Here is a 24,877-nt window from a genome sequence, read left to right on the forward strand (position 1 = left end):
GAAACCGCACCCACGGCGTGAAGGCCGCGTCTAGCGTCCGCTCGCGTCGGTGGTCCCGATCCCCGGGCCCCGCGCGAGTGGGGAGTGCGCATGAGGCGGGCGGCGGCGCGGCGGCGGGCGCTCTACGTCGCGCTGTTCGCCGTCGTGGTGCTCGTGCTGGGCGTGGCGCTGCCGCTCGGGGCGGCCGGGGTGGTGCGCGTCGCGGCGGCGCGGGCGGCGTCCGCCGTCGGTGCCGTGCTGCTGGTGAAGAACGAGACCGACGACTCCGGCGGGAAGGACGGGGACTCGTCGGGGAAGGACTCGTCGGGCACGAAGGACGGCGCCGAGAAGGACGCCGCGAAGAAGGACGGCGCGAAGAAGGACGGCGCGAAGAAGGACGGCGCGAAGAAGGACGCGGGCAAGGCCGACGACGGCGGGTTCGAGGGTCGCGACCAGATCGGCGAGGCGTCGGCCGACGAGTACGTCGACATCGGCGACGTCCCGGCGAAGGGCAACATCCTCGCGGGCGGTGACTTCTCCGGCGGCAGCTACTCCTTCACCTGCTCGCTGTCCGACCACAAGAACTCCGACAACCCGATCATCGCCCCGGGGAAGCGCAACGGCGCCCAGCACGTGCACGACTACGCGGGCAACGACAGCACCAACGCCGCGTCGAACCTCCAGGTGCTCAAGGAGTCGAGCACCACCTGCACCAACGGCGACCAGTCGCCGATCTTCTGGCCGGTGCTGCGCGACCTGCGGGGCGTGGGGCCCGACGTCGGGCAGGACGGGGGCAGCCTCGACGGCAACGTCGGGTCGTACGTCGAGCCGACGGCGGTCGACTACACCTTCCACGGGCACGGCACCCGGGCGATGCAGGCGATGCCGGTGAACATGACGATGGTGACCGGCTCCGCGAAGGCCGGGACGGCCGACGGCAAGGGCGCCAACGCGAAGTACACCTGCTCCGGTTTCGGCAACCGGATGACCGACCAGTACCCGATCTGCCCGCAGGGCTCGCAGCTGCAGCGCGTCTTCGACTTCCCGAGCTGCTGGAACGGCAAGGACCTCGACTCGGAGGACCACACCGAGCACCTGACGTACCCCGACGAGTCGGGGGAGTGCGAGGACGACCAGGTCCCGGTGCCCGCCCTGCGGATCACGGTCGACTACGACGCGCCCGAGGGCCGGTCGTTCGCGATCGACAGCTTCCCGGAGCAGCAGCACGACCCGATCACCGACCACGCCCTGCTCGAGTACCTGTCCACCAGGAGCCGCGCCCAGGCCGGCGCCGAGTGCATCAACTCCGCCCGCCGGTGCACGCAGGGCAGCACCGACGACGCCTCGCGGGCCGGGCCGACGGGAGCCAGTGACCAGGTGACCACCTCGAAGAACTTCGCCAACCTCATGGCGACGCACGCACGCGCGCAGGGCGGCGGGATGCCGATGGGTGGCATGCCCATGCGCGGCATGCCGATGGGCGGGTCGCGGTGAGGGCCCTGGCCGCGGTGCCGCCGCGGGTGGCCGTGCACCTCGTGCTGGCCGCGCTGCCGCTGCTCTCGATCACCGCGCACGTGGCCGGGCTGGTGCCGATGCACGTCTCGGCGGGGCTCGTCGTCATCCCGACGGCGCTGGTGCTCCTCGTGCTCGGGATCTTCGTCCCGATGCCCGAGGACCGCCTGGTGCTCGAGGGACTGCGCTGGGGGATCCTCGCGACGGCGGTCTACGACGTCTTCCGCCTCGACACCGTGGCCTTCCTGGGTTGGTGGGGCGACTTCATCCCGACGATGGGCACGTGGCTCATCGACGTCGACCCGTCCTCGCGGGTGCTCGGCGGCATCGCCGGCTACGTGTGGCGCTACGCCGGCGACGGCGGCGGCCTGGGCGTGGTGTTCCTCGTCCTGGCGGCGGCGACGGGGCTGCGCCGGCTGGGCCCGAGGGTGACGGTCGCGGCGGCGGTCCTCTTCGCCGTGGGCCCGACGTGGGGCGGGCTGATGGTGACGGTGCTCCTGCCGCGGGGCCAGCAGCTGATGTTCCCCCTGACCCCCGTGACCGTGACGCTGTCGTTCATCGGGCACGTGATCTTCGGGGTCGTGCTGGGCCTCGGCGCGCTGCGCTGCCGCGACCTCGAGGCGCACTGGGCCGGCCCGCGCGTGGTGGACCTGGAGAAGCTCGCGCGCTGGGGCGAGCTGCCGGACCCGGTGCCGGTCCCGGCGCTGGCCGACATCCCGCCGTCGGCGCTCCCGGGCGGGTCCCGGCGCGCGGCACTTCCCGGCCGCTCCGCCCCCCGGTTGCCCGCGGGGCGCCCGGCTCCGGGTTCGTCCGTCCTCCCGACGCCGGCCCGCGGGCCCTGGCTGCGGCCGGTCGTGCCGGCTCCGCGGACGGACTCCGGGGCGTTCGAGGTCACCGTCGTGGACGCCACGGTCGTCGCCGGCATGGCGCCCGTGCCCGCGGACCCTCGCCGTGGGTCGACCCCGGTGCCGTGGGGCGCCCGGCCGCCGTCGTCGGGCTCGGGGGGCCCCGGCCGCCGCCCCGGGACGCCCGCGCTCGAGGCGGCCGACTTCGGCCTCCGGTCCGCCCGCCGCTGATCAGGGCTCATCAGGCAGCCCGCGCGGGCTCCGGAGATGCAGGGTGTGCCCCTCGCACGCGGGGCCGGTCCCACCGCGAGGGGAGCATCCGGCCGCTCTAGCCGACCGAGGGTTCCCCTCGCCCTGGAGTCTCGAGGCCGAGGTGCGTGGTGACCCAGTCGGTGACGGCGTGGATGAACGTCCGGCGGTTCTCGAGGCGCTGGATCTCGTGGCCCTCGTCGTCGAAGAGCAGGTAGCGCATCTCGACCCCGGCCGCCTTCGCGCCGTGCACCGCGAGCTCGGCCTCGTGGACCGGGACGTTCGTGTCGTAGCGCCCGTGCACCACCATCAGCGGGGCGCGCAGCCGGTCCATGCGGTGCACCGGGGAGAGCTCGCGGAGCAGGTTGCGGTCGTGGATCGGGTGGCCGTACTCGCCCACCGCCGCGTCGGCGATCCACGGCTCGGTCCGCGCGAAGAACGTCTCGAAGTCGGCCATCCCGCACACGTCGACGCCCACCGCGAAGAGCTCGGGGTGGTTCACCAGCGCCGCGAGCGTCAGGTAGCCCCCGTACGAGCGGCCCATGACGCCGAGCCGCTCCGGGTCGGAGATCCCGGACCCGACCAGGTGCTCGGCGCACGTCGCGACGTCGCGGATCGCGGCGAACCGGCCCGCGCCGTTGTCGGCGTTGACGAAGGAGCGCCCGAACCCCGAGGACCCGCGGACGTTCGCGGCGTACACGGCGACGCCCCGCTCCAGCAGCGTCTGGTAGAGCGGGGTGAACACCGGCCGCTCCTGGGCCTCGGGCCCGCCGTGCAGGTAGATCACGGTCGGGAGCGGGCCGACCACCCCCGGCGGGCGGTAGAGCCAGCCGGGCAGGGCGAGGCCGTCCGGCGTCGTCACCGTCTCCAGCGTCGGGTGCACCAGCGAGCCCGGCGACCACACCGGGTCCTCCTGCGGGCAGATCAGCGCCGTGGTCTGCGAGGACAGCTCGTGGCACCACACCGCGGCCGGCACGTCCGGCGACTGGATGCCCAGCACCAGCGAGTCGCCGTCGTGGCTGAACACCGCGGAGGTGACGACGTCGCCGGGCGGGCTGTAGGGCGCGGGCTTGCCGGAGGCGAGGTCGAGCAGCTCGACCTCGCTGCGCCCGGTGACGTTCCAGACCAGCGCGGCGAGCCCGCCGTCCTCGGTGAGCGCGAACCGCTCGAGCTCGGCGTCGTCGCGCTCGGCCAGCACCTCGGGGTACATCGGGCTGGCGTCGGTGGCGACGTCGACGGCCACCAGCGCCGCCCGCTCGCGCCCGCCGTCGGTGAGCACGAGCATCCGGGTGCCGTCCTCGACGAACCGGCCGGCCACCACCGACGAGTCGCGGGTGATCGCGACGGGGTGCTCCACCGCGCCGGGCGGGCCGCCGGGTCCGCGCCCCGAGTCGATCTCGTGCCAGCCCTCGGTGCCGTCGAGGTCGACGATCCCGACGTGCCGCGAGCCCCGCCGGCCCCGGCGCAGCAGGACCCGCCGCCGGTCCGGGGACACGTCGAGGATCTGCAGCGCGTGCCCGGAGCCGAGCCGCTGCCGCTGGGCGGACTCGACGTCGACGAGCCAGGCCGTCGTCGTCTCGCTGTCGGACTCGGTGATCGCGACGACGGAGCCGGTGTGGGCCCAGCGGTCGAGCGAGACGGCACCACGGTCGCCGTCACCGACGCCGCGGATCGGGTGCAGGCCGGTCCCGTCGGGGCGCACCACCAGCACCGTCGAGCGCTCGCCGCCCTCGGGGGCGGCCTGCACGGCGAGCCAGGCGCCGTCGGGGGACCACCGCACCGTCGAGACCAGGTCGGGCCCGGTGTCGATCGACCACTCCTCGCCGGTGGCGCGCCGGTGCAGCCGCACCCGGGGCCGGCCGTCGCCGTCCCAGACGAACGCGATCGCCGTGCCGTCGGGGGACGGGCTGGGCGACCAGCACCGGGTCGCGCTGATCCACTCGTCCACCGGCTCCCCGACCTCCTCCGACCAAGTCCGCAGCCGGGAACCTACGTCAGCCGATCTCGTGGGCCTGCAGCCACATCTCCAGGAGTGCGACCTGCCACAGTGCGTTCGCGCCGAGGTTGGTCCGCCCGGAGTTCGGGTCGTCGAGCATGGTGGCCACAGCGTCGGACCGGAAGATCCCGCGTCGCTTGGCGGCCGGGTCGGTGAGCGCGGCCGACACGCGCTCGAGGACGGGCCCGGAGAGCTGCCGGATCGCCGGGACCGGGAAGTAGCCCTTCTTGCGGTCGATGATCTCGTCGGGGAGCACGCCCCGGCTGGCCGCCTTGAGCACCCCCTTGCCGCCGTCGGCCATCTTCAGCTCCGGCGGGCAGGCGCCCATCGTCTCGACGAAGTCGTGGTCGAGGAACGGCACCCGCGCCTCGAGGCCCCACGCCATCGTCATGTTGTCGACGCGCTTCACCGGGTCGTCGACGAGCATCACCGTGGTGTCGAGGCGCAGCGCCGCGTCGACGGCGTCCTGCGCGCCCCGGCGGGCGAAGTGCTCCCGCACCAGGTCCAGCGACGGGTCGGACGAGAGCAGGAACTCCGGCGCCACCAGCTCGCCGATCTCGTCGTGCGGGCGGTCGAAGAACGCCTGGTGGTAGGCGTCCACGGCGCCCTCGCGGCCGACGCGGGCGATCGGCGGGTACCAGTCGTAGCCGCCGAGCACCTCGTCGGCGCCCTGGCCGGACTGCACCACCTTGATCGACTTCGAGACTTCGCGGGAGAGCAGGTAGAAGGCGACGACGTCGTGGCTGGTCATCGGCTCCGACATCGCCGCGATCGCGCCGGGCAGGGCCTCGTCGGTCTCGTGCTTCGGCACGCGGAAGCGGGTGTGGTCGGTGCCGTAGGTCTTCGCGACCAGGTCGGAGTAGTCGAACTCGTCGCCCTGCTCGCCGCCCTCGGACTCGAAGCCGATCGAGTAGGTCTTGAGGTCCTTCTGGCCCATCTCGGCGAGCAGCGCCACCACGATCGACGAGTCGATGCCACCGGAGAGCAGCACGCCGACCGGCACGTCGGAGACCATGCGCCGCTCGACCGCGGTGCGCAGCGACTCCAGCGCGATCTCGGCCCACTCCTCGTCGGAGTGCTGCTGGTCGCCGCGCACGAACTCCGGCGTCCAGTAGGTCCAGTCGCTCGACGAGCCGTCCGGCTCCACGGTCCGCACGACGGCGGGCGGCAGCTTGCGGACCCCCGACAGGATCGTGTGGGGGGCGGGCACCACGGCGTGGAAGCTCATGTAGTGGTGCAGCGCCACGCGGTCGATGTCGGTGTCGACGCCGCCCGGCGCGAGCAGGGCGGGCAGCGACGAGGCGAAGCGCAGCGCGCCGGCCACCGGTGCGACGTAGAGCGGCTTGATGCCCAGCCGGTCCCGGGCGAGCGTCAGGCGGCCGGTGCTCCGGTCGGCGATCGCGAACGCGAACATGCCCTTGAAGCGCTCCACGCAGTGCTGGCCCCAGCGGTGGAACGCCTTGATGATCACCTCGGTGTCCGAGGTGGAGAAGAACCGGTAGCCCTCGCGGCCGAGCTCGGCGCGCAGGTCCTGGTAGTTGTAGATGATCCCGTTGAAGACCGCGGTCAGGCCGAGCTCGGCGTCGACCATCGGCTGGGCGCCGGTCTCGGAGAGGTCGATGATCTTCAGGCGCTGGTGGGCCAGCGCGAGCGGGCCGTGCCCGACGACGCCCCACCCGTCCGGGCCGCGCGGCTCGAGCACCTGCGCCATCGCGAGGACCGCGCCCACGTGGGCCGCGTTCCCGTCGTAGCGGAACTCGCCGGCGATGCCGCACACGTTGGTCTCCTTCGTCGACGTGTGCGTGCGTTCCCGTGCCCCGGCACGGGAACGCACGCACAAGCGCGTTAGCGCAAAATCCAGGTGTCCTTCGAGCCGCCGCCCCGCGACGAGTTGACCACGAGACTGTCGGCGGGCGCGACACGGGTGAGCGGGGTCGGCAGCACCCCGGGATGCGGGCCGAGGACGACGAAGGCCCGCAGGTCCACCACCCGCGGGGCCAGCCGGGTGCCGGTGAACGTCGGGTGCGTGGAGATGCGGATCGTCTCCTGGGCGACGTAGCTCGCCGGGTTGGCCCGCAGGTCGCGCGCCGCCGCCGCCAGCTCGTCGGCGTCGGCGTGCGGGCCGATGACGATGCCGGCCCCGCCGTACCCGTCGACCGGCTTGAGCACCAGCTCGTCGAGGTGGTCGAGCACGTGGGCGCGCTGGTCGTCGTCGGCGCAGAAGTAGGTGGTGACGTCGTCGAGCAGCGGCTTCTCGCCGAAGTAGTACTCGGTGAGCGCCCGGATGTAGGGGTAGACGGCCTTGTCGTCGACCAGCCCGTTGCCCGGGGTGTTGGCGAGCGCGAGCCGCCCCTCACGAGTCGCGGCCTGCAGCGGCTCGCGCAGCGTGCGGCCGTCCGCGTCGGGCGAGGCGAAGAGCTTCTCCTCGTCGATGCGCCGGTACGCGACGTCGATCCGCCGGCCGGACACCGCCACCGCGATCGACCCGTCGTCGGTCACCCGCAGCCCGGAAGGTTCGAGCAGCGGGACGCCCATCTCCTCGGCGAGCATCGCGTGCTCGAAGTACGCCGAGTCCTGGGGCCCCTCGGTGAGCACGACGAGGCTCGGGTCGTCGCCCGCCGCGGGCGGCGCGCAGGAGAGCAGCGCCGCGCGCAGCATCGCCGGGCCCTCGTCGGAGTCGACGACGCCCTCGGGCGCCTGCAGCTCGGGCAGCACGCTGCGCACCACCCGGCGGTCGGCCATCGCGTAGGCGATGCCCGAGGGGATGCGCAGGTTGTCCTCGAGGACCTTCCAGCGCCCCTCGCCGTCGCACACCAGGTCCAGGCCCGAGACCAGCGCCCGCGTGGTCTTCTCGGGGACCATCGTCGAGGCCTCGCCCTCGGCGGGCAGCCAGCGCAGCGCCTCGCGCGGCAGGATGCCGTCGCGCAGGGCGGCCCGCTCGCCGTGGAGGTCCTGCAGCAGCGCCTCGAGGGTGCGGGCGCGCTGCACCAGGCCGTCGGAGAGCTGCTCCCAGTCGGTGCGAGTGATCAGCCGGGGGATGAGGTCGAGGGGGAAGAGCCGCTCAGGGTCATCGGGCTGGGGGAAGAACATCGACCGGGCGCGCTGCTCGGCGTCGCGGCTCTTCTCGTGGGCGAGCAGCCCCGCGGGGCCGATCCGCTCCAGGTTCGTGACGAGCCAGGCGTAGGGGGGCCTCACGTGCCCGGTCTCGTCCACGGCCTCGTCGTACGACGGCGGGTGGTAGTCGCCGAGCAGGACGGGCGCGGCCGTCGCCGGCGTCGGCAGCTGCTCGACGGCGGGCTCGTCGGGCTCCCCGCGGGTCTCGGCGACGAGCATGTCGACGACGCCCTCGAGCCCGCCACCGCGGTTGGCGCGCTGGCGCTGGCGGGCCGCGGAGCTGCCCCGGGCCAGGGCGTCGAGCGCGAGCTCGGAGATCTCGTCCCAGTCGCCGGCGTCGGTGAGGTCGTCGCGCAGGTGGTCGAGCATCAGCCGGATCGCCCGCGACGGCGGCACCAGCTCCCGGCCGGTGACGTCGACGAGGTCGCCCTCCAGCCCGGAGCGCGCGGCGCGCCACGACGCCGCGCGGAGCAGCTCGGGGCGGTAGCGCGGCTGGGGTCGGCCCTCGAGGTGGGCCCGCACGCCGTGCACGACGAGCGCCCGCGCGAGCCCGGCGACGAGCACGACGCCGTCGACGGTGGGGGAGGCGTCGCAGATCCGCACCTCGACGGTCTTCTGGTGCGCCGAGGGACGCATGTCGAAGTAGACCATCCCCGGGTCGGACATCGTCCCGGACCGGAGCAGGTCGTCGATGAGGGCGTCGTAGTCGGCGGCGTCGCGCAGCGGGGCGGGCGGGCCGGCCGTGGGCCAGCGGTGCCAGGCCAGCGTGCGCGAGCTCGCGTACCCGGTGTCCTCGCTCTGCCAGAACGGGCTCGAGCCGGACAGCGCGAGCAGGACCGGCAGCCACGGCGCGGAGTGCTGCATGACGGCGACGGCGGCGTCGCGGTCGGGCACGTCGACGTGCACCTGGGTGCCGCAGATCTGCTGCTCGAAGGCGAGCATCTGGTACTCGTCGCGCATCCGCTCGTAGCGCGGGGAGGCGGTGATGCCCTGCGCGGAGCTGTCCACCAGCGGCACGCTGCCGGCGCCGACGACGCCGAGGCCGCGCTCCTGCGCCATCGACGACAGCATGCGGCGCAGCCGCAGCAGGTCGGCGCGCAGGTCGGTGAGGCTCGCCGTCGGGTCGGAGTTCGTCTCGATGATCGACGGCTTGAGCTCGGCCGCGAACGCGTCGGCGTCCAGGTCGGCGAGCTCGTCGAGCAGCTCGGGCACGCGCGGCACGGCGCTGCGCGTCCCGAGGTCCACCAGGTGGAACTCCTCCTCCACCCCGAGGACGACGTCCCGGGCCGCCGCGATCCGCTCCGCCGACATGACGTGCACGCTAGGGCCACCGTGTCACGGGCATGTTTCCCGGCCCGGGTTCCGTGACCAGGACGGCGATCGCGACTATCCGTGCGCGACGAGTGGGTAGCCGCCTGCGATAGTGCTGCCCGTGCGCGTCTACCTCGGTTCCGACCACGCGGGCTTCGAGCTGAAGGCCCACCTGTGCAGCGAGCTGCGAGCCGACGGCCACGAGGTCGTCGACGTGGGCCCGGAGGTCTACGACGCCGACGACGACTACCCGCCGTACTGCACCGCCACCGGCGAGCGCACCGTCGCCGACCCGGGCAGCCTCGGCGTCGTCATCGGCGGCTCGGGCAACGGCGAGCAGATCGCCGCCAACAAGGTGCGCGGCTGCCGGGCGGCGCTGGCCTGGAGCATCGAGACCGCGCAGCTCGCCCGCCGGCACAACAACGCGCAGATCGTGGCGGTCGGCGCGCGCATGCACACCCCGGAGGAGGCGACGACGTTCGTGCGGGCGTTCCTCGCGACGGAGTTCGAGGGCGGCCGCCACCAGCGCCGCATCGACATGCTCGACCGGTACGAGAAGGGCGAGCCCATGTGAACGGTTTTCGTCGTCCCGACGACCACATCCGTTCACATGCCTGAGGGCCACACGATCCGCCGCCTCGCGCGGTCGCACGTCCGTCGCTTCCGCGGCCACGAGGTCGCGGTGAGCTCACCGCAGGGGCGGTTCGCCGCGGGCGCCGAGCTCGTCGACGGCCGGGTGCTGCGGTCCGTCGACGCCCACGGCAAGCACCTGTTCCACGTCTACGAGGACGACCTCGTCGTGCACGTCCACCTCGGCCTCTACGGGAAGTTCTCGCTCACCGCGATCCCCGGGGACGGCGCCGTCCCGGAGCCGGTCGGTCAGGTGCGGATGCGGATGGTGGGGAGCACCCACTACGCCGACCTGCGCGGTGCCACCGCCTGCGAGGTGCTCACCGAGGGCGAGGTGGCGGCCGTCCACGAGCGTCTGGGCGCCGATCCGTTGCGTCCCGACGCCGACCCCGAGCAGGCCTGGCGGCGCCTCTCCCGGTCCCGCTCGCCCATCGCGACGCTGCTCATGGACCAGTCGGTGATCGCCGGCGTCGGCAACGTCTACCGCGCCGAGGTGCTCTTCCGGCACGGCATCGACCCGCTGGTCGCGGGCCGCGACCTGGGGCGGGCGCGGTTCGACGCGGTGTGGGACGACCTGGTCGACCTGCTCGCCGACGGCGTGCGCCGCGGCTCGATCGACACCCTGCGTCCGGAGCACGCCGACCTGCGCTGCCACCACCCCGCCCGACGGCACGACCGCACCTGCGGACGGCCCGTCTACGTCTACCGGCGGGCCGGACTGCCGTGCCTGCTGTGCGGCACCGAGATCGCGCGCCGCACCCACGCGGCCCGCAACCTCTTCTGGTGCCCGGTGTGCCAGAGCGCGACCTGATCGAGGTGCTATAACGAGCAGGTCACTCGTCCGGGTGACGAGTGAGGGAGGCGGCCGGTGCGCTCCGTGATCCTGCTGCGTTCGCGCCCGGGTCGACCCTGGTGGCAACTGACCACCCGCCCGACGACGGCGGCCGTGCTCGGCCTGGCGTCGCTCGTAGCGGCCGAGGCGCAGGTCCTGTTCTCCTCCTCGCCGACGCCCTGGTACCAGCTCGCGGTGGCGGGCTTCTGGGCGCTGGTCGGGCTCGCCTTCCTCGGCTCGGCGCTGGGGACCCGGGTGCGACGACGGCGGGCGGCCCGGGCCCGCGCCCGGGTGCCCGTCACGGAGATGCCGTTCGTGCCCGTGCCGGTCCGGCCGGCGCGCCCGCGGCGGCGGGAGGAGCCGTCGGAGGTGTCGGAGGTGTCGGAGGCGTCGGAGGCGTCGGGGCCGCCGGACGAGGCGACCCCGGAGCCGGAGACGGGGGAGCCCACCGACGACCTCGAGGACGCCGTCCGCACCGCCGTGAACCCGGTGGTGACCGAGGTGATCGCCCCCGCGGGCGGCTCGTCGCTGGCGGCCCGTCTGGCCACCCCGGCCCGTCCGGCGGAGCCCCCTCGCGTCCTGGCCGCGGCGGTCCCGCGGCCCCGGGCCACCCCGGCGCCGGCCGCCTCCGGGGAGCCGACGACGCAGCTGCCGCGCGACACGGTCCGGGACACCGGCCCCGACACCGGGACGGGGAGCCGCGGGCGGTACGCGGTGCGGGCGGTGCAGTCCGTGGAGCTCGCCGCCCGGGAGCTCCGCGAGGAGGCGGAGCGCGCCGCCGCCGAGCGCCCGCCCGCCGCAGAAGACCGGGCACCCCTGCGCGATGGTCGGGTCCGCGATCGCGGTGCCCACCGGGGTCGGCGCCGCGGCAAGAGCTCGGCCGCGTCGACTCCGGCTGCTCCGCCCCGGGCCGTCTCGACCGGGACCGCGTCGACCCCGGCCGCGCCGGACGGTGCGGTCCCGACCCCGCGTGGCGCGGTGGAGCCGCCGCGGCGCGCGGTCCGCGCGGACGTCGGTCCGCTACCGCCGTCGCGGGACAGCGACCGCGGTCGGGGCTCCCGTCGCCCCGTCGACGAGCGCCCGACCGGTCACCGCCCGCCCCGGAGCGGGACCCCGGTGCGGGCGACCGAGCCGTCCGAGCCGGCGACCCCGCCGACCGGCAGCCGGCTGAGCTTCGGCCGCTCCCCGGAGCCCGAGCGACGGCCCGCGGCCACCCGTCGTCGTGCCGAGCCGTGGGCGCCGGAGCCGCGCGACCCGTCGTCGGACGGCCGCCCCGCCGCGCTCCGCCCCGCCGCGGCCCGCCCCGCCGACACCGGTCGCCACGCCAAGGCCGGGGCTCCCGAGCGGCCGGCCCTGCCCGACCCCGCCGAACCCCGGGCCCGGCACGCCGCCCGGTGAGCCCGCGGTCGTCGTCGCCAGGCAGTTGATCACGAATACCGGCACACGGTGATGTGCCGGTTCCCATGATCGACTGCCTAGGGTCGGCGGACCGTATCCCCTGCGGCGCGATGGATCTCGGTGGACAGCGCCGTTACGGTAGCTCCGGACGAAGCGGACACGAAGCGGCCAGGGCGGGGGCGACCATGGCGGACCCGGAACGGCGGATCCTGGACCGGACGTTCGACTCGCCACCGATCCCCGGCAAGGCCCCGTGGTGGAGCCGTGGCGTGACCCCCGCGATCACCGTCGTGGTGCTGGTCGCGTTCGTGCTGTCGCTCCTGGCGCTCGCCCTCCTCTACTGACCGTGCCCGACGCCGAGCAGATCCTCGCCGCCGTGCGGGCGGCGTGCCTGGCGCTGCCCGAGGTGGTCGAGCGCCCGAGCCACGGGTCGCCGGCGTGGTTCGTGCGCGGGAAGAAGACGTTCGTCGTGTTCGCCGACCACCACCACGGCGACCCGCACACCGCGATCTGGGCCGCCGCCCCGCCCGGGGTCGCCGCCGAGCTGGTCGCGGCGGAGCCCGCACGGTTCTTCGTCCCGCCCTACGTCGGGCACCGCGGGTGGCTGGGCCTGCGCCTGGACCTCGCGGGCGAGGACGCGCTCGACGGGACCGAGCTGCGCGGGATCGCCGTGGACGCCTGGCGGACGGTGGCCCCCACGACGCTCCTCCGGCTCCTCGACGCCTGACGGTTCAGCGCGCCGCCGCCTCCTCCGGGAGGTCACCGCGGTCCTCGTCGGCCTCGGCGCGCAGCCGGCGGACCATCTCGGGGCGGGCCGTCATGTAGGCCGTCCCGCTGCGCGCGCCCCACACGTAGATCGCGAGCGAGAAGGCGGCGACGACGACCGAGTCCCACGGCGCCCCGAGCACGTGCGCCCCGCCGAAGCTGCCCAGCGCGGAGAGGACCGTCAGCCCGATCAGGTAGACGACGAGCCACGTCCCGCCGACGAGCTCCGAGACGGCCCGCCCCGACCGGAGCCACACCACCGCGTACCAGACGATCCCGACCGCGATGATCGCCATCGCGATCGACAGCTTCGACCAGGACGTCCAGAACACCACCAGCGAGGAGACGACGAACGCCACCGGCGCGATCACCGTCATGCCGCGCAGCCGGGTGTCGGTGCGGGTCAGCCCGGAGGCGCGGAACGCGATCAGCGAGACCGCGCCGATCTGGAAGGTGAAGGCCGCGATCGAGCCGGTCACCGAGATGATCGAGTGCCAGCTCGGCAGCGGCAGCAGGTACGCGAGCCCGACGACGAAGTTCAGCACCAGCGCGCGCGCCGGGATGCCGCGCCTGTTCAGCGCCGTCAGCGACCTCGGGAAGAAGCCGTTCTTGGCCAGCCCGAACACGTTGCGCGAGTTCGAGGCGGTGTAGACGATGCCCGACCCCGACGGCGAGAGCATCGAGTCGGCGATGAGCGTCCACGAGAGCCAGGACAGGCCGAGGACCATCGCGAGGTTCGCGAACGGCGAGTCGAAGTTGACCCCGTGCCACCCGTTCCCGAGCAGCGAGGCGGGCACCGCGCCGAGGAACGCGAGCTGCAGCGCGAGGTAGAGCACGATCGTGATGACGATGGTGGCGATGAGGGCCCGCGGCACGGTGTGGCGGGGATCGCGGGCCTCGCCGGAGAGCTCGATGACGTTGCGGAAGCCGGTGTAGGCGAACACCATCCCGGCCGTCGCGATCGTCGAGAGCGCCGCCTCCCAGCCGTACGGGGCGTACCCGCCGTGGTCGGTGAGGTTCGACGAGTCGAAGCCGGACGCGATCAGCAGCACCACGGTCGCTGTCGGGATCAGGACCTTGATGGCGGTGACGACCGTGTTCGAGCGGGCGAACAGCAGCACGCCGAACCAGTTCAGGGCCACGAAGACGGCCATGAGGGCGACCGCGATGAGGATGCCGAGGCCGGTCAGCGAGGCCCCGTCGTACACGCCGGGCAGGTAGCTCGCCGCGTACTGGACGACGCCGGCGGCCTCGGTGGGCGGGTTGCCGACGTAGCTGATCCACATCGCCCAACCGACGATGCCCGCGGTCAGCCCGCCGTGGGAGTACATCGGGTAGCGCACGAGGCCGCCCGACTCCGGCTTCGCCATCCCGAGCTCGGCGAACACCAGCGCCACGAGCAGCATCAGCGCCCCACCGATGACCCAGGCCAGCATGGCCGCGGGCCCGGCGTCCTGGGCGGCGTACATCGAGGAGAACAGCCAGCCCGACCCGATGACGCTGCCCAGCCCCGCCGCGAGCAGCGACCAGAAGCCGAGGGCCTTGTGCAGCCCGGCGTCGGGCCGCCGGTCACCGGTGGCCGATGCCGGCGCGGCGCTCGTGTCCGTCATGCTGCTCCTCGCCACGGTGTGCTCACGGATACTTCGGATCTCACTACCCGCTCGGGGACCGGGGTTCACGCCGAGCTGACGAGTCGTCGACGCATCGTGACGTGCGCCGCGCGCGTCAGGCCCCGAAGAGCGGGGCGAGCAGCCGGCCGAGGGCGGAGCGCTGGGCCGCGGACGGGCCTGGTGTGGACTGGCCCGGCGTGGACGGGCCCGGCGTGGACGGGGTGGGCGCGGACGGAGTGGGCGCGGACCGGGTCGCGGCCTGGTGGGCGGCCGGTGCCGGGGCCGGCTCCAGCGCGGCGGCGACGAGCCGGGCGAGGGCGGCCTGGCCGTCGGCGTTCGGCGCGCCCGCCCGCAGCGGGTCGGGCCCGGCGAACGGCGTGATCCAGGGCTGCCGGGCGCAGGCGCTGTGGGCGACGAAGGCCGGGCGGGCGTCCACGACGACGGCCCCGGCGGCCCGGCCGCGGTCGGTGAGGATCCCGTCGAGGCGGGCGACCGCGGCGTCGACCCGGCGGGCGGCCGTGGCGTCGGCGGCACCCGCGGCGCAGGGGAGGCCCTCGGAGAGGCGCGGGTAGGTCGTCACGACGAGGCGGGCGGCCGGGGCCCGACGGTGGATGTCGGCCAGCGAGGCGTCGAGGGCGCCGCCCAGGCTGTCGAGGGCGTGGCCGGTGCGGGCGGCCGCGGCCTCGCACGCGGCGGGAGTGCTGCCCGTGGCGCACGCCCCGACGAGCTGGCCGAGCCCGGTGGCGTCGGCGCCGACGGTGATCGCCACGCGCGTGACGCCTGGGGCCAGCGCGGCGAACTGGGTGTTCGCCCCGCCGGTGGTCGAGGCGCACGCGCGGCTGGTCCAGGCCTGCGGGGCGAGGCGCGGACCGACCCGGGCCGGGTACGACGTGGTCGTGCGCCGGCAGGACGTCCCGTCGGCGCCGGTCGGGTCGACGAGGGGGTCGCCGCCCGCCGCGGTCCCGGCGGCCCAGGAGTCGCCGAGCGCCACGAACGTCACCGGTCCGTCGGCCCGCGGCGCCGCATCCGCCGTCCGGCTGACGGCGGTGACCGTGAGGGCCGTGAGGGTGACGGCCGTGACCGTCAGGCACAGCGCGACCACGGCGGCGCGGCGGGACCGTCGCACGATGACTCCTCGGACGATCGCTCGATGGGACGTCGAGTGTTGTCGTCCGGGGAGCCCCGCAGAAGATCCGTCCTTCGATCGGGTGCGCTCCGCGCCGGTGAGCGGAAAGTGCCGCCACACCGGCACTTCCTGCTCACGAGGCCGCAGGCCACCGGCCGAGGTACCAGTCCAGGAACGACGCCACCGAGCCCTCGACCACCGGTGAGAGCGGGCCCGGTCGGTAGCCGCGCGACGCCACCCCGGCGTAGGTCGCCTCGCAGAGCGCCCAGTCCTGCTCCGAGGTCGCCCGCCACACCGCCGTGAGCGCGTCCACGCGCGCGTCGTCGAGCCGGGCGTCGGCGTGGACGAGGAAGCAGACCTCGACGTCGGTGGTCCCGGCGTCGACCGGGGTGAGCCGGGTCGTCATCGCGTAGTCGGCGTTGGCGTGCGCCCAGAGGTTGGGCAGGCCCACCACCCGCAGCGACCCGACGTCGGGGTCGGGCAGCGTCCCCATCACGCGCCCGACGAGCCGGCCGTCGAGGGTCTCCGTCGTGAAGCCCTCGCGCAGCGGCAGCCGCGTGAAGCGGTACCAGGACCCGCCCGGGAAGCTGACGTCGTCGGTGGCCAGCCCGCGGGCCCGCCACCGGGCGCGGGCCTGGGCGACGGCGGTGTCGTAGCGCGGGTTCGGCCGCACGTCGCCGTGGGTGCCGTGCTCGAAGTTCGACAGCGAGAACTCGGGGTGGCTCCCGCGGCAGTGGTAGCACTCGCGGTTGTTCTCGACGAGCGTCTTCCAGTTCGCGGCCACCCGGTAGTGGTCGCGGGCGACGATCACCGCGTCGTCCAGCCCGTGCGGGCCGAGGTGGCGCGCCGCCGCGTCGGCGAACCCGTCGAACTCGGGAGCGTCGTCGGGCGTCGCGGCGAGGCAGACGAACACCAGCCCGGCGATCTCCCGAACCGCAGCCGGGGCGAGCCGCACGCCCGCCGTCGTACTCTGCTCATCCCAGAACGTGTCGCCCATCAGCCGCGCCGAGCGCAGGCAGCCGTCCAGCCCGTAGACCCACTGGTGATAGGGGCAGACGAACGCTTTCGCGGTGCCCCGCTCCGTCGTCGTCACCCGCGATCCGCGGTGGGCGCAGACGTCGTGGTGGGCCTGCAGCGTGCCGTCGACGTCGCGCACGACGATCACCTGGTCGCGCCCGAGGGCGACGCGGAACCAGTCGCCCGGTCCGAGCTCGCAGGAGTGTCCCGCGAACGTCCAGCCGCGGGCGAAGACGTGCTCGAGGTCGTCGGCGAACACACCCGGGTCGGTGTAGGCGCCCTGGGGGAGCGTCCAGCGGAGCTCAGACATGGAACCGGCGCTCGAACTCGGGGTCGAGCAGCGCCGGACGGTCGAGGGTGAAGGTGTCGATGGGGTGCCGTGACCGGCCGGCCGTCGCGAGCTCGGCGAGGATCCGGCCGATCAGCGAGGCGAACTTGTAGGCGTGGCCCGCCCCGACCGCCACGTGCACGTTCGGCGCCTCGGGCACGGTGTCGATGACGAAGTGCTGGTCCGGCGGGATCGTGTAGAGGCAGGTCTTGGTGTAGAGCTCGGGGCCGCCGAAGCCGGGGACGTGGTCGGCCAGGAACTCCTCCTGGCGCTTGCGGCGCAGCGGGTCGGCCTCGAAGGTCCGCGAGTCGGCGGTGACCTCGTGCCCGCCCATGTGCTGCCCGAGCTTCGTCGCGACCTCGCCGTAGACCGGGAAGCCGTAGAAGTTCTCGGTGCCGTGCCACATGAACACCGGGAAGTTCTCGGGGGAGAAGTCGAGCAGGTTCGGGGTGGCGTAGTAGGTGACCTGCTCCTGGAGCACCGTGAGCGGCAGCTCGCGCCCGACGCCCTCGAGGACCTCGTTGGTCCGCGCGTCGGCGGTGACGACGACCTGCTCGGCGCGGTAGACCTCGTCGTCGGTGACGACCTCGACGCCGTCGCGGGTGGGGTGCAGCGCGCGGACCGGGGTGTCCTGCTCGACGACGGCGCCGTGGCCGCGGGCGAGGGCGACGTGGGTGGCGTTCGCGCGACGGGCGTCGACGATGCCGGAGCGCTGCTGGTAGATGGCCTGCTCGGTGCCGGTGAGCCGGAACTGGGGCCAGCGGGCCGTCACCGCCTTCGCGTCCAGCTCCTCGATCGGCACGCCGTGTCGGGCCGCGACCGCGCGGTAGCCGTCCATGTTGCGCGTGCCGGTGTCCGTCGCGGATCGCGCGTCGACGTCCTCGATGACGAGCCCGCCGGTCTCGGTGACCAGGCGCTGGCCGGACACCCGCTCGACGTCGTGCCACGTGTCGTAGGCCGCGGGGGCCAGGGCGGCGTAGGCGTCCTGGTGCTGGGCGTAGCGGATGATGCGGCTGTGGTCCTGGCTGGCGCCGCGGTCGTGGCCGAGGTGGTGGGCCTCGAGGCCGAGGACGGCGCCGTCCCGGCTGCCCGCGGCGCGCGCGAGCCAGTAGAGGGCGGCGGACCCGAGGCCGCCGCACCCGACGACGACGTAGCGGTGGTCGCGATTCATCTGGGCGGACGCGCTCCCTGATCGGGGATCTCTTCGGTCCGTTCACCCTGATCGGTGACGTGCGCCCGCGGTGCGGATCCCTGATCGGCGGTCTCACTGGTGTGAGAAGCCGGGCCTTATCACCGCGGTCGTCGTCGGCCCGGGGGGTCGTTGCCGAGGAGTGCGCCCGGCGCCGGACCCGGGTTGGCCGATCTGAGGTGCCGGGCCCACCACACCCGCAAGCACCGCACCTGGCGGCTGCGTCAACCCCGACCCGGGCACTTCGTGATCACCGACCCCACCGGCACCGAGCACCGCACCGTCAGCCGGGTGGTCGACCCGTTGCCCGAGCCCTGCCCGCCGGTCGAGGAGGAACCCGACCGTCTCCCGGTCGAAGCCTTCCTGTCCATGCCCCAGGATGCCGTCGAGCCCTTCCGGCCACGCCGTGGTCGCGACGGCCGGATCACCGCCGAGGCCCGCGACGCCGCCGGACACCTCGCCGACCGCGCCCGACGCCTCCGCGGCGACCCGCCCACCCGCTACGACACCGACCCCGACTTCTGACCCGGTGATCCCGACGCGGTCGTCGGTCACGGTCCGGTGCTGCTCGCGCGTCGTCGGGTCACGCCTCGCCGGGACAGGGCACGATCGTGGTCATGGACCTGGAGCTCCGACAGCTGCGGACGTTCCTCGCCGTCGCTGCCGAGCTGCACTTCAGCCGGGCCGCGCGCCGGTTGCACGTCAGCCAGCCCGCGCTCTCCCAGCAGATCCGCGCGCTGGAGCGCACCCTCGGCGCGGCCCTGTTCGACCGCTCGAGCCGCGCCACCGAGCTCACGCCCGCCGGGCGGGTGCTGCTCGACGCCGCCCCCCGGGTTCTCTACGAGGCCGAGCGGGCGCAGACGCTCGTCACCCAGGCGGCGAACGGCGCCGTCGGGCTGCTGGCCGTCGGCTCGGTCGGCACCGCGCTCGCCTCGATCACCCCGCGCATCCTCCGTTCGATCCGGGCCCGGTTCCCCGACCTCCAGCTCGAGGTCAGCCAGCAGGACACCGCGGCCCAGCTCGTGGCGCTCGCCGACGGGCGGCTCGACGTCGGGCTCGTGCGCGCCGCGGCGCCCACCGAGGCGGTGGCGGTCGAGCACCTGGTCGCCGAGCCCCTGCTCGCGGCGGTGCCCGCCGACCACCGGCTGGCCGGCGGCACCGAGGTCGTCCCGGAGGACCTCGCCGACGAGCCGTTCGTGCTCTGGCCGCGCCCGCTCGGACGGGCGTTCTTCGACATCATCGTCGGCTACTGCCTCGAGCACGGCTTCAGCCCGCGCATCGTCGCCGAGGGCGCCGACATCGAGACCCAGCTCGGGCTGGTCGCGGCCGGTCTCGGGGTGTCGCTGCAACCGTCCTACTACGCCAACCTCCGTCCGCCCGGCGTCGTGTTCCTGCCCCTGACCGGCGAGGTGCCGGAGGTCGCGCTGCAGGTCGCGTGGCGACGCACCGACCGCTCGCCCGCGGTGGCGCACTTCGTCGAGGCGGCCAAGGAGTGCGCGCAGCCAGCGTGACGGGTATCTGACAGCGAACTACCGTTTCCGGTGTTACCGTCGAGGTGGTCGCCCCCGACCGCCGAGGAGTCCCCATGGCCACCGCGCAGGCACCGGTGCTACCCCTGCACATGCGCCGCGATCGCTTCGATCCGCCCGCCGAGATCGCCGCGATCCGCGAGCAGCCGGGCCTGGGCCGGGTCACGACGCCGATCGGCCGCCCGGCCTGGCTGGTGACGCGCTACGAGGACGCGCGGGAGGTGCTCGGCGACGCCACGCGGTTCTCCAGCGCCGGCCTGCCCGTGATCCCGGTGCCCGGGGCGGCGCCCGGCGAGCAGCGGTCCGGCAACCTGCTCATGCTCGACCCGCCCGAGCACACCCGGTTGCGCCGCCTGCTCACGGGCGAGTTCACCGTCAAGCGGATCCGGCGGTTGCAGCCCCGGATCGCCGAGATCGTCGACGCCCAGCTCGACGCGATGGAGCAGGCGGGCCCGCCCGCCGACCTCGTCCCGGACTTCGCGCTCCCGGTCCCGAGCCTCGTCATCTGCGAGCTCCTCGGGGTGCCGTACGCCGACCGGGCCGAGTTCCACAGTCGGGCGGCGAAGCAGCTGGACCTCACCCGCCCGCTGGAGGAGCGCGGTCAGGTCGCGATGGAGTCGCGGGCCTACATGGGGGAGCTGGTCGACCGCGCGTTCGCCGAGCCCGGGGACGACATGCTCGGGATGCTCGTCCGCGAGCACGGTGACGACCTCACCCGCACCGAGCTCATCGGCATCTCCTCGCTGCTGCTCATCGCCGGCCACGAGACGACGGCGAACATGCTGGCCATCGGCACCCTCGCGCTGCTGCGCCACCCCGAGCAGGCTGCCGTCGTGCGCGACGACCCCGAGGCGACCGCGCCCGCCGTCGAGGAGCTCATGCGCTTCCTCTCCGTCGTGCACACCGGGGTGCCGCGCGTGGCGACCGCGGACACCGAGGTCGCGGGGCAGGCCGTCGGGGCGGGGGACGTGCTCGTCGTCTCGCTGCCCGCCGCGGACCGCGACCGCGCGCTCGTCGAGGACCCGGACCGGCTCGACGTCGGGCGCGCCGCGAGCCACCACGTCGCGTTCGGCCACGGCGTGCACCACTGCCTCGGCGCCCCGCTGGCCCGCATGGAGATGGCCACCGCGTTCCCCGCCCTGCTGCGCCGCTTCCCGACGCTGGCCCCCGCGATCCCGTTCGAGGACGTCGACTTCCGCTCGGCGTCGGTCGTCCACGGCCTGCGGAGCCTGCCCGTGACGTGGTGAGATCGCCGACCGTCCTTCCGACCACCACCGGAGGAGAACCACCGATGAAGATCAAGGCCGACCGCGACGTCTGTATCGGCGCGGGCAACTGCGTCCTCGCCGCCGAGAACGTCTTCGACCAGGACGACGACGCGATCGTCGTGGTCCTCGAGGAGAGCCCGCAGGACGAGGACGCGGAGTCCGCGCGCAACGCCGTCGGGTCGTGCCCGTCCGGGGCGCTGAGCATCGAGGAGACGTAGCGGAGCGGACGGGGCGCGGCGCAGCTCGACCACGGCGACGGGAGACGTCGTCATCGGCTACGACGATCGATCCAGGGGTGAGGTGGGCGTGAGGAATCCCCGGTCAGGGGCCCGACGCTGCTAGCGTCACGGGCCGTGACCGGGTCGGGCCTCTCGTCGCGGCCGCTGCGTGCGGACGCGCTGCGCAACCACCGCGCCATCGTCGCGGCGGCGCGCGAGGCGTTCGAGCAGGTCGGACCCGAGGTGCCCCTCGAGGAGGTGGCCCGGCGCGCCGGCGTCGGGCCCTCCACCCTGTACCGCCGCTTCGCCGGGCGCGACGAGCTCGTCGCCGCGGTCTTCGCGGAGTACTTCGAGGAGGCCGTCGAACCGCTCCTGGCGGGTGCCGCCGCCGATGACGACCCGTGGGGCGCGGTGGTCCGGGTGATCGAGGAGATCGCCCGGGCGCTGCTGCACCGGCGCGGGATCCTGCGGGCCGCCAAGGACTCCGGCGCGTTCACCACCGAGGTGGCGCTGCGCTTCATCGGCCCGCTCTCGGACCTCGTCACCCGGGCCCGCGCGGCCGGCGTGCTGCGTCCCGACGCCGAGGCGCGCGACATCCCCGCCGCGGCCGTCATGGTCGTCGCCACCGCCGCGCCGTTCGGCGAGGACGTCCGGCCCGACCGGTGGGAGCGCTACCGCACCTTCGTGCTCGACGCCCTCGCCGCCGAGGGCCACCGCTCCACGCTGCCCCCGCTCGACCCCCCGCCGACCAGCGAGGTCGCCGAGCGTCTCGCCGGCGTCCTGGCCACGGCCGACACCGGCCCGAGCGCCCCGACCACGGAGAGCTGAGTGACCGACCCGGCACCCCCGTCCCCGCTGCGATGGACGGTGCACGGCGACGGCCGTGCGCCCGGGCCGGGCGAGGTGGTGCGGCCCGAGGAGCGGATGAGCTGGGGTCGCACCGTCGGGCTCGGCGCCCAGCACGTCCTCGCGATGTTCGGGGCGACGTTCGTCTTCCCCGTGCTCATGGGCCTCGACCCGAACCTCGCGATCCTGCTCTCCGGGCTCGCGACGATGCTCTTCCTGCTGATGACCCGGGGGCGGGTGCCGAGCTACCTCGGGACCAGCGCCTCGTTCGTCGGCGCGGTCGCCGCCGTACGGGCCGCCGGCGGGACGAGCGCGGAGGTCACCGGGGCCATCGCGCTGACCGGCGTCGTGCTCGCCCTCGTCGGACTCGCCGTGCACCTCGGCGGTGCCCGCGTGATCTCGGCGATCCTCCCGCCCGCGGTGACCGGCGCCGTCGTCCTGCTCATCGGGCTCAACCTGGCGCCGGTGGTGGCCGGCACCTACTGGCCCCAGGACCAGGGCGTCGCCCTGGTGACGATGCTCGTCGTCATGGTCGTGGCGGTGGCCGGCCGGGGGATGCTCGGCCGGCTGTCGGTGCTGGTGGGCCTCGTCGTCGGCTACGTGCTCTCGGCCGTCCTCGACGCGCTCGCGGGGCCGATCACGGCCGCGAACGCGTCCGGCGTCGTCTCCACCCACCCGCGCGTGGACCTGTCCAAGGTCGCCGACGCCCCCTGGATCGGCCTGCCGCTCGGCACCCCCGGCGCCCCCGGCCTGCACCTGCCCGCCTTCAGCGCCTCGGCGATCGTCCTCGTCGTCCCGGTGGTCGTGGCGCTCATCGCCGAGAACACCGGGCACGTCAAGGCGGTGGCGTCGATGACGCGCGAGGACCTCGACCCCTACCTGGGCCGCGCCCTCGCCGCCGACGGCATCGCCACCGCCGTCGCCGGCGCGGTCGGCGGCTCCCCGACCACCACCTACGCCGAGAACATCGGCGTCATGGCCGCCACCCGGGTGTACTCCACCGCGGCGTACTGGGTGGCCGCCGTCGTGGCGGTCCTCATCGGGTTCTGCCCGAAGTTCGGGGCGGTCGTGGCGGCGACGCCGGGCGGGGTGCTCGGCGGGATCACGGTGGTCCTCTACGGGATGATCGGCCTGCTCGGCGCCCGGATCTGGGTGGAGAACCGCGTCGACTTCTCCCGGCCCGAGGTCCTCGTCCCGCTCGCCGCGGGCATCGTCATCGGGATCGGCGGCGTCACCTACACGTTCTCCGGCGGGGAGTTCGGCGGGATCGCGCTGGGCACCGTCGTCGTCGTGCTCGGCTACCACGGCCTGCGGCGGCTCGCGCCACGGCGGGGTCCCGACGACGGGTCCGGTCCGGCGGCGTCCGACCCCACGCCCGCCGTCACCGGCGAGGACGTCAGGCCGGGGGAATCCGATCCTCCAGGCCCCGCAGCAGAGCGGTGAGGGTCCGGCCGAACAGGTCGTCGGGCACGCTCCCGCGGCGCAGCCGGCGCTGCTGGACGAGGCCCTGGTGCAGCGCCGACACGACGGCGGCCACCTCGGCGTCGTCGAGCGACCAGCGCACGCCGCGGCGCTCGCGCTCGGCCGCGACGAGCCCGGTGACCACCTGCTGGACGCGGGCCTGGTGCTCCGCGAGCTCCTTGCCGAACTCGGGGGAGCGCACCGCGTAGAGCCAGGCCTCGGCGCCGAGCAGCGCGAGGTGGTCCGCGTCGGCCTCCTCGCACAGCCGGCGGTCGAGCGCGGGCAGCAGGGCGTCGAAGCCGGCGGCGAGCTCGGTCTGGGCGAGGGCGGTCTCGCGGTCCGCGCGGCGCTCGAGGAGGGCGAGGAAGAGTTTCTCCTTGCTGGTGAAGTGCGCGTAGACCGAGCCGACCGAGACACCGGCCCGCCGCGCGATCTCCTCGACCGACGCCGCGCCGTAGCCGCGGTCGGCGAACACCGCGAGGCCGGCGTCGAGGAGGTTCTCGTGCGTCCGGGCCTTGGCCTCGGCGCGCGATCCGGCGCGGCGCGACGGCTCGGCCTCGGGCGCGGACATGCAGACATTGTCGCGGTCGGGAACCCCGTGACGCTCCGCCCGGGCCGGTGACCTTCGGGCCGGACGCTCGGGCGGGTGGGTGACGGGTGGCGTCCGCTCCCCACCCCGTCCCTCCACCTCGTCGAGTTGATCGTTGACTTCTCCTCCTCTCCGGTCCTACATTCGTACTCAACCGGGGAGTTGAATACGGGGAGGTGGTCGCGGTGGACGACTCGCTGTCCCGGGCGTTCGCCGCGCTCGCCGACCCGATCCGGCGCGACATCGTCGCTCGCCTGACGGCGGACGACGCCACCGTGACGGAGCTCGCGGCGCCCTACGACGTGAGCCTCCAGGCCGTCTCGAAGCACCTCACGGTGCTCGAGGCGGCCGGCCTGATCAGCCGGCGCCGGGACGGCCAGCAGCGCTGGGCGCACCTGGAGGTCGACGTGTTCGACCTGCTCACCGGCTGGATCGAGGGCCACCGGCGCCGCGCCGAGCTGCGCTACCAGCGCCTCGACGCCGTGCTCGCAGAGATGTCCGAGAACAAGCGGACCGCCGAGACCACCGAGACGACCGAGACCACCGAGACCACCGAGACCAGGAGCGACCCGTGAACACCGCCCTCGCCACCACCATCAGCGCCGACCCGACCGTCCCCGCAATCCGCATCACCCGGGAGTTCGACGCCCCGCCCGCGGCCGTCTTCCGCGCCCACGTCGACCCCGACCTCGTCGTCCGCTGGCTCGGCCCGCGCCGGCTGACGATGACGATCCAGCGCTGGGCCCCGCAGACCGGGGGCGGCTACCGGTACACCCACGTCGGGGAGGACCGCACCGAGCACCACTTCTTCGGCTCGTTCCACGAGGTCCGCGAGGGCGAGCGGCTCGTGCAGACCTTCACCTACGAGGGGGTCCCGGACATGGTGGCGCTGGAGACGATGACCTTCGTCGAACTCCCCGGTGGCCGGACCCGCCTCGAGGGCTTCTCGATCGGCCCGTCCTTCGAGGCCCGCGACGCGATGCTGCAGAGCGGGATGGAGGAGGGCGTCGTCGAGGGCTACGAGCGCCTCGACGAGGTGCTGGCACGCTGAGTCGCGCGAGGCCT

23 protein-coding genes are annotated in these 24,877 nt (G+C 74.4%); 15 read left to right on the top strand and 8 right to left on the bottom strand.

The window, feature by feature from the left end:
- The first annotated feature begins 90 nt into the window (after positions 1-90).
- Both HH311_RS16385 and HH311_RS16390 read left to right on the top strand, forming a co-directional pair.
- Positions 91-1,473, top strand: a complete 1,383-nt coding sequence (locus HH311_RS16385) for a DUF1996 domain-containing protein (protein WP_169184753.1) — start codon at positions 91-93, stop codon at positions 1,471-1,473.
- Positions 1,470-2,567, top strand: coding sequence for a hypothetical protein (locus HH311_RS16390; RefSeq protein WP_169184754.1), 1,098 nt, complete (start codon positions 1,470-1,472; stop codon positions 2,565-2,567). Before HH311_RS16385 ends, HH311_RS16390 begins: the two co-directional genes overlap by 4 nt.
- Positions 2,568-2,664: 97 nt before the next feature.
- Here HH311_RS16390 and HH311_RS33365 read toward each other — a convergent pair whose 3' ends face one another.
- The 3 genes from HH311_RS33365 to HH311_RS16405 form a co-directional block, all read right to left on the bottom strand.
- On the bottom strand, positions 2,665-4,533 hold the full coding sequence (locus tag HH311_RS33365) for a prolyl oligopeptidase family serine peptidase (protein ID WP_169184755.1): 1,869 nt from the start codon (positions 4,531-4,533) through the stop codon (positions 2,665-2,667).
- A 46-nt stretch (positions 4,534-4,579) separates the two neighbouring features.
- Positions 4,580-6,358, bottom strand: a complete 1,779-nt coding sequence (locus tag HH311_RS16400) for an N-acetylglutaminylglutamine amidotransferase (protein WP_169184756.1) — start codon at positions 6,356-6,358, stop codon at positions 4,580-4,582.
- Between the two features lie 68 nt (positions 6,359-6,426).
- The gene (locus HH311_RS16405; protein ID WP_211190370.1) at positions 6,427-9,006 is read right to left on the bottom strand and encodes a carboxylate--amine ligase/circularly permuted type 2 ATP-grasp protein; all 2,580 of its coding nucleotides are present in this window, start codon (positions 9,004-9,006) and stop codon (positions 6,427-6,429) included.
- A 121-nt stretch (positions 9,007-9,127) separates the two neighbouring features.
- Here HH311_RS16405 and HH311_RS16410 point away from each other — a divergent pair, with 121 nt between their 5' ends.
- The 5 genes from HH311_RS16410 (at position 9,128) to HH311_RS16430 (ending at position 12,593) form a co-directional block, all read left to right on the top strand.
- Positions 9,128-9,580: a ribose-5-phosphate isomerase gene (locus HH311_RS16410; protein WP_169184757.1), complete on the top strand. Its 453-nt coding sequence runs from the start codon at positions 9,128-9,130 to the stop codon at positions 9,578-9,580.
- A gap of 36 nt (positions 9,581-9,616) precedes the next feature.
- Positions 9,617-10,447, top strand: coding sequence for an Fpg/Nei family DNA glycosylase (locus HH311_RS16415; RefSeq protein ID WP_169184758.1), 831 nt, complete (start codon positions 9,617-9,619; stop codon positions 10,445-10,447).
- A gap of 57 nt (positions 10,448-10,504) precedes the next feature.
- Entirely contained in the window at positions 10,505-11,866 is a 1,362-nt protein-coding gene (locus tag HH311_RS16420; protein WP_169184759.1) for a hypothetical protein, read from the top strand.
- 185 nt (positions 11,867-12,051) lie between these two features.
- Positions 12,052-12,210, top strand: a complete 159-nt coding sequence (locus HH311_RS16425) for an archaellin/type IV pilin N-terminal domain-containing protein (RefSeq protein WP_169184760.1) — start codon at positions 12,052-12,054, stop codon at positions 12,208-12,210.
- A 2-nt stretch (positions 12,211-12,212) separates the two neighbouring features.
- Entirely contained in the window at positions 12,213-12,593 is a 381-nt protein-coding gene (locus tag HH311_RS16430; protein ID WP_169184761.1) for an MmcQ/YjbR family DNA-binding protein, read from the top strand.
- Between the two features lie 4 nt (positions 12,594-12,597).
- On the opposite strand, the gene HH311_RS16435 is transcribed toward HH311_RS16430, so the two are convergent.
- The 4 genes from HH311_RS16435 to solA form a co-directional block, all read right to left on the bottom strand.
- On the bottom strand, positions 12,598-14,241 hold the full coding sequence (locus tag HH311_RS16435) for an APC family permease (RefSeq protein WP_169184762.1): 1,644 nt from the start codon (positions 14,239-14,241) through the stop codon (positions 12,598-12,600).
- Between the two features lie 115 nt (positions 14,242-14,356).
- Positions 14,357-15,367 carry a GDSL-type esterase/lipase family protein gene (locus HH311_RS16440; protein WP_169184763.1) on the bottom strand — a complete coding sequence of 337 codons (1,011 nt, stop codon included), beginning with the start codon at positions 15,365-15,367 and terminating at the stop codon, positions 14,357-14,359.
- 133 nt (positions 15,368-15,500) lie between these two features.
- A complete protein-coding gene (locus tag HH311_RS16445) occupies positions 15,501-16,694 on the bottom strand; it encodes an aromatic ring-hydroxylating dioxygenase subunit alpha (protein WP_169184764.1) in 1,194 nt (397 codons plus the stop codon).
- Positions 16,687-17,883: an N-methyl-L-tryptophan oxidase gene (gene solA, locus HH311_RS16450; RefSeq protein ID WP_169184765.1), complete on the bottom strand. Its 1,197-nt coding sequence runs from the start codon at positions 17,881-17,883 to the stop codon at positions 16,687-16,689. The genes HH311_RS16445 and solA overlap by 8 nt, the downstream gene beginning before the upstream one ends.
- A gap of 183 nt (positions 17,884-18,066) precedes the next feature.
- Here solA and HH311_RS16455 point away from each other — a divergent pair, with 183 nt between their 5' ends.
- From HH311_RS16455 to HH311_RS16480, 6 genes are all read left to right on the top strand, one after another.
- A complete protein-coding gene (locus HH311_RS16455) occupies positions 18,067-18,426 on the top strand; it encodes a hypothetical protein (protein WP_169184766.1) in 360 nt (119 codons plus the stop codon).
- Positions 18,427-18,518: 92 nt separating this feature from the next.
- Positions 18,519-19,412, top strand: coding sequence for a LysR family transcriptional regulator (locus HH311_RS16460; RefSeq protein ID WP_169184767.1), 894 nt, complete (start codon positions 18,519-18,521; stop codon positions 19,410-19,412).
- A gap of 74 nt (positions 19,413-19,486) precedes the next feature.
- Positions 19,487-20,677, top strand: coding sequence for a cytochrome P450 (locus tag HH311_RS16465; protein WP_169184768.1), 1,191 nt, complete (start codon positions 19,487-19,489; stop codon positions 20,675-20,677).
- A 44-nt stretch (positions 20,678-20,721) separates the two neighbouring features.
- Positions 20,722-20,916 (top strand): ferredoxin, encoded by a 195-nt coding sequence (locus HH311_RS16470; RefSeq protein ID WP_169184769.1) that lies wholly within the window; start codon positions 20,722-20,724, stop codon positions 20,914-20,916.
- 135 nt (positions 20,917-21,051) lie between these two features.
- The gene (locus HH311_RS16475; protein ID WP_169184770.1) at positions 21,052-21,744 is read left to right on the top strand and encodes a TetR/AcrR family transcriptional regulator; all 693 of its coding nucleotides are present in this window, start codon (positions 21,052-21,054) and stop codon (positions 21,742-21,744) included.
- The gene (locus tag HH311_RS16480; RefSeq protein WP_312030199.1) at positions 21,745-23,205 is read left to right on the top strand and encodes a solute carrier family 23 protein; all 1,461 of its coding nucleotides are present in this window, start codon (positions 21,745-21,747) and stop codon (positions 23,203-23,205) included.
- On the opposite strand, the gene HH311_RS16485 is transcribed toward HH311_RS16480, so the two are convergent.
- A complete protein-coding gene (locus HH311_RS16485) occupies positions 23,159-23,794 on the bottom strand; it encodes a TetR/AcrR family transcriptional regulator (protein WP_169184771.1) in 636 nt (211 codons plus the stop codon). The genes HH311_RS16480 and HH311_RS16485 overlap by 47 nt on opposite strands.
- A gap of 203 nt (positions 23,795-23,997) precedes the next feature.
- Between HH311_RS16485 and HH311_RS16490 the strand changes: the two genes are divergently transcribed.
- The gene (locus tag HH311_RS16490) at positions 23,998-24,387 is read left to right on the top strand and encodes a helix-turn-helix transcriptional regulator (protein WP_169184772.1); all 390 of its coding nucleotides are present in this window, start codon (positions 23,998-24,000) and stop codon (positions 24,385-24,387) included.
- Complete coding sequence (locus HH311_RS16495; protein WP_169184773.1) at positions 24,384-24,863, top strand: SRPBCC family protein; 480 nt, start codon at positions 24,384-24,386, stop codon at positions 24,861-24,863. The genes HH311_RS16490 and HH311_RS16495 overlap by 4 nt, the downstream gene beginning before the upstream one ends.
- The last annotated feature ends 14 nt before the right edge of the window (positions 24,864-24,877 follow it).

The organism is Actinomycetospora sp. TBRC 11914 (assembly GCF_012933465.1).
Lineage (GTDB): Bacteria > Actinomycetota > Actinomycetes > Mycobacteriales > Pseudonocardiaceae > Actinomycetospora.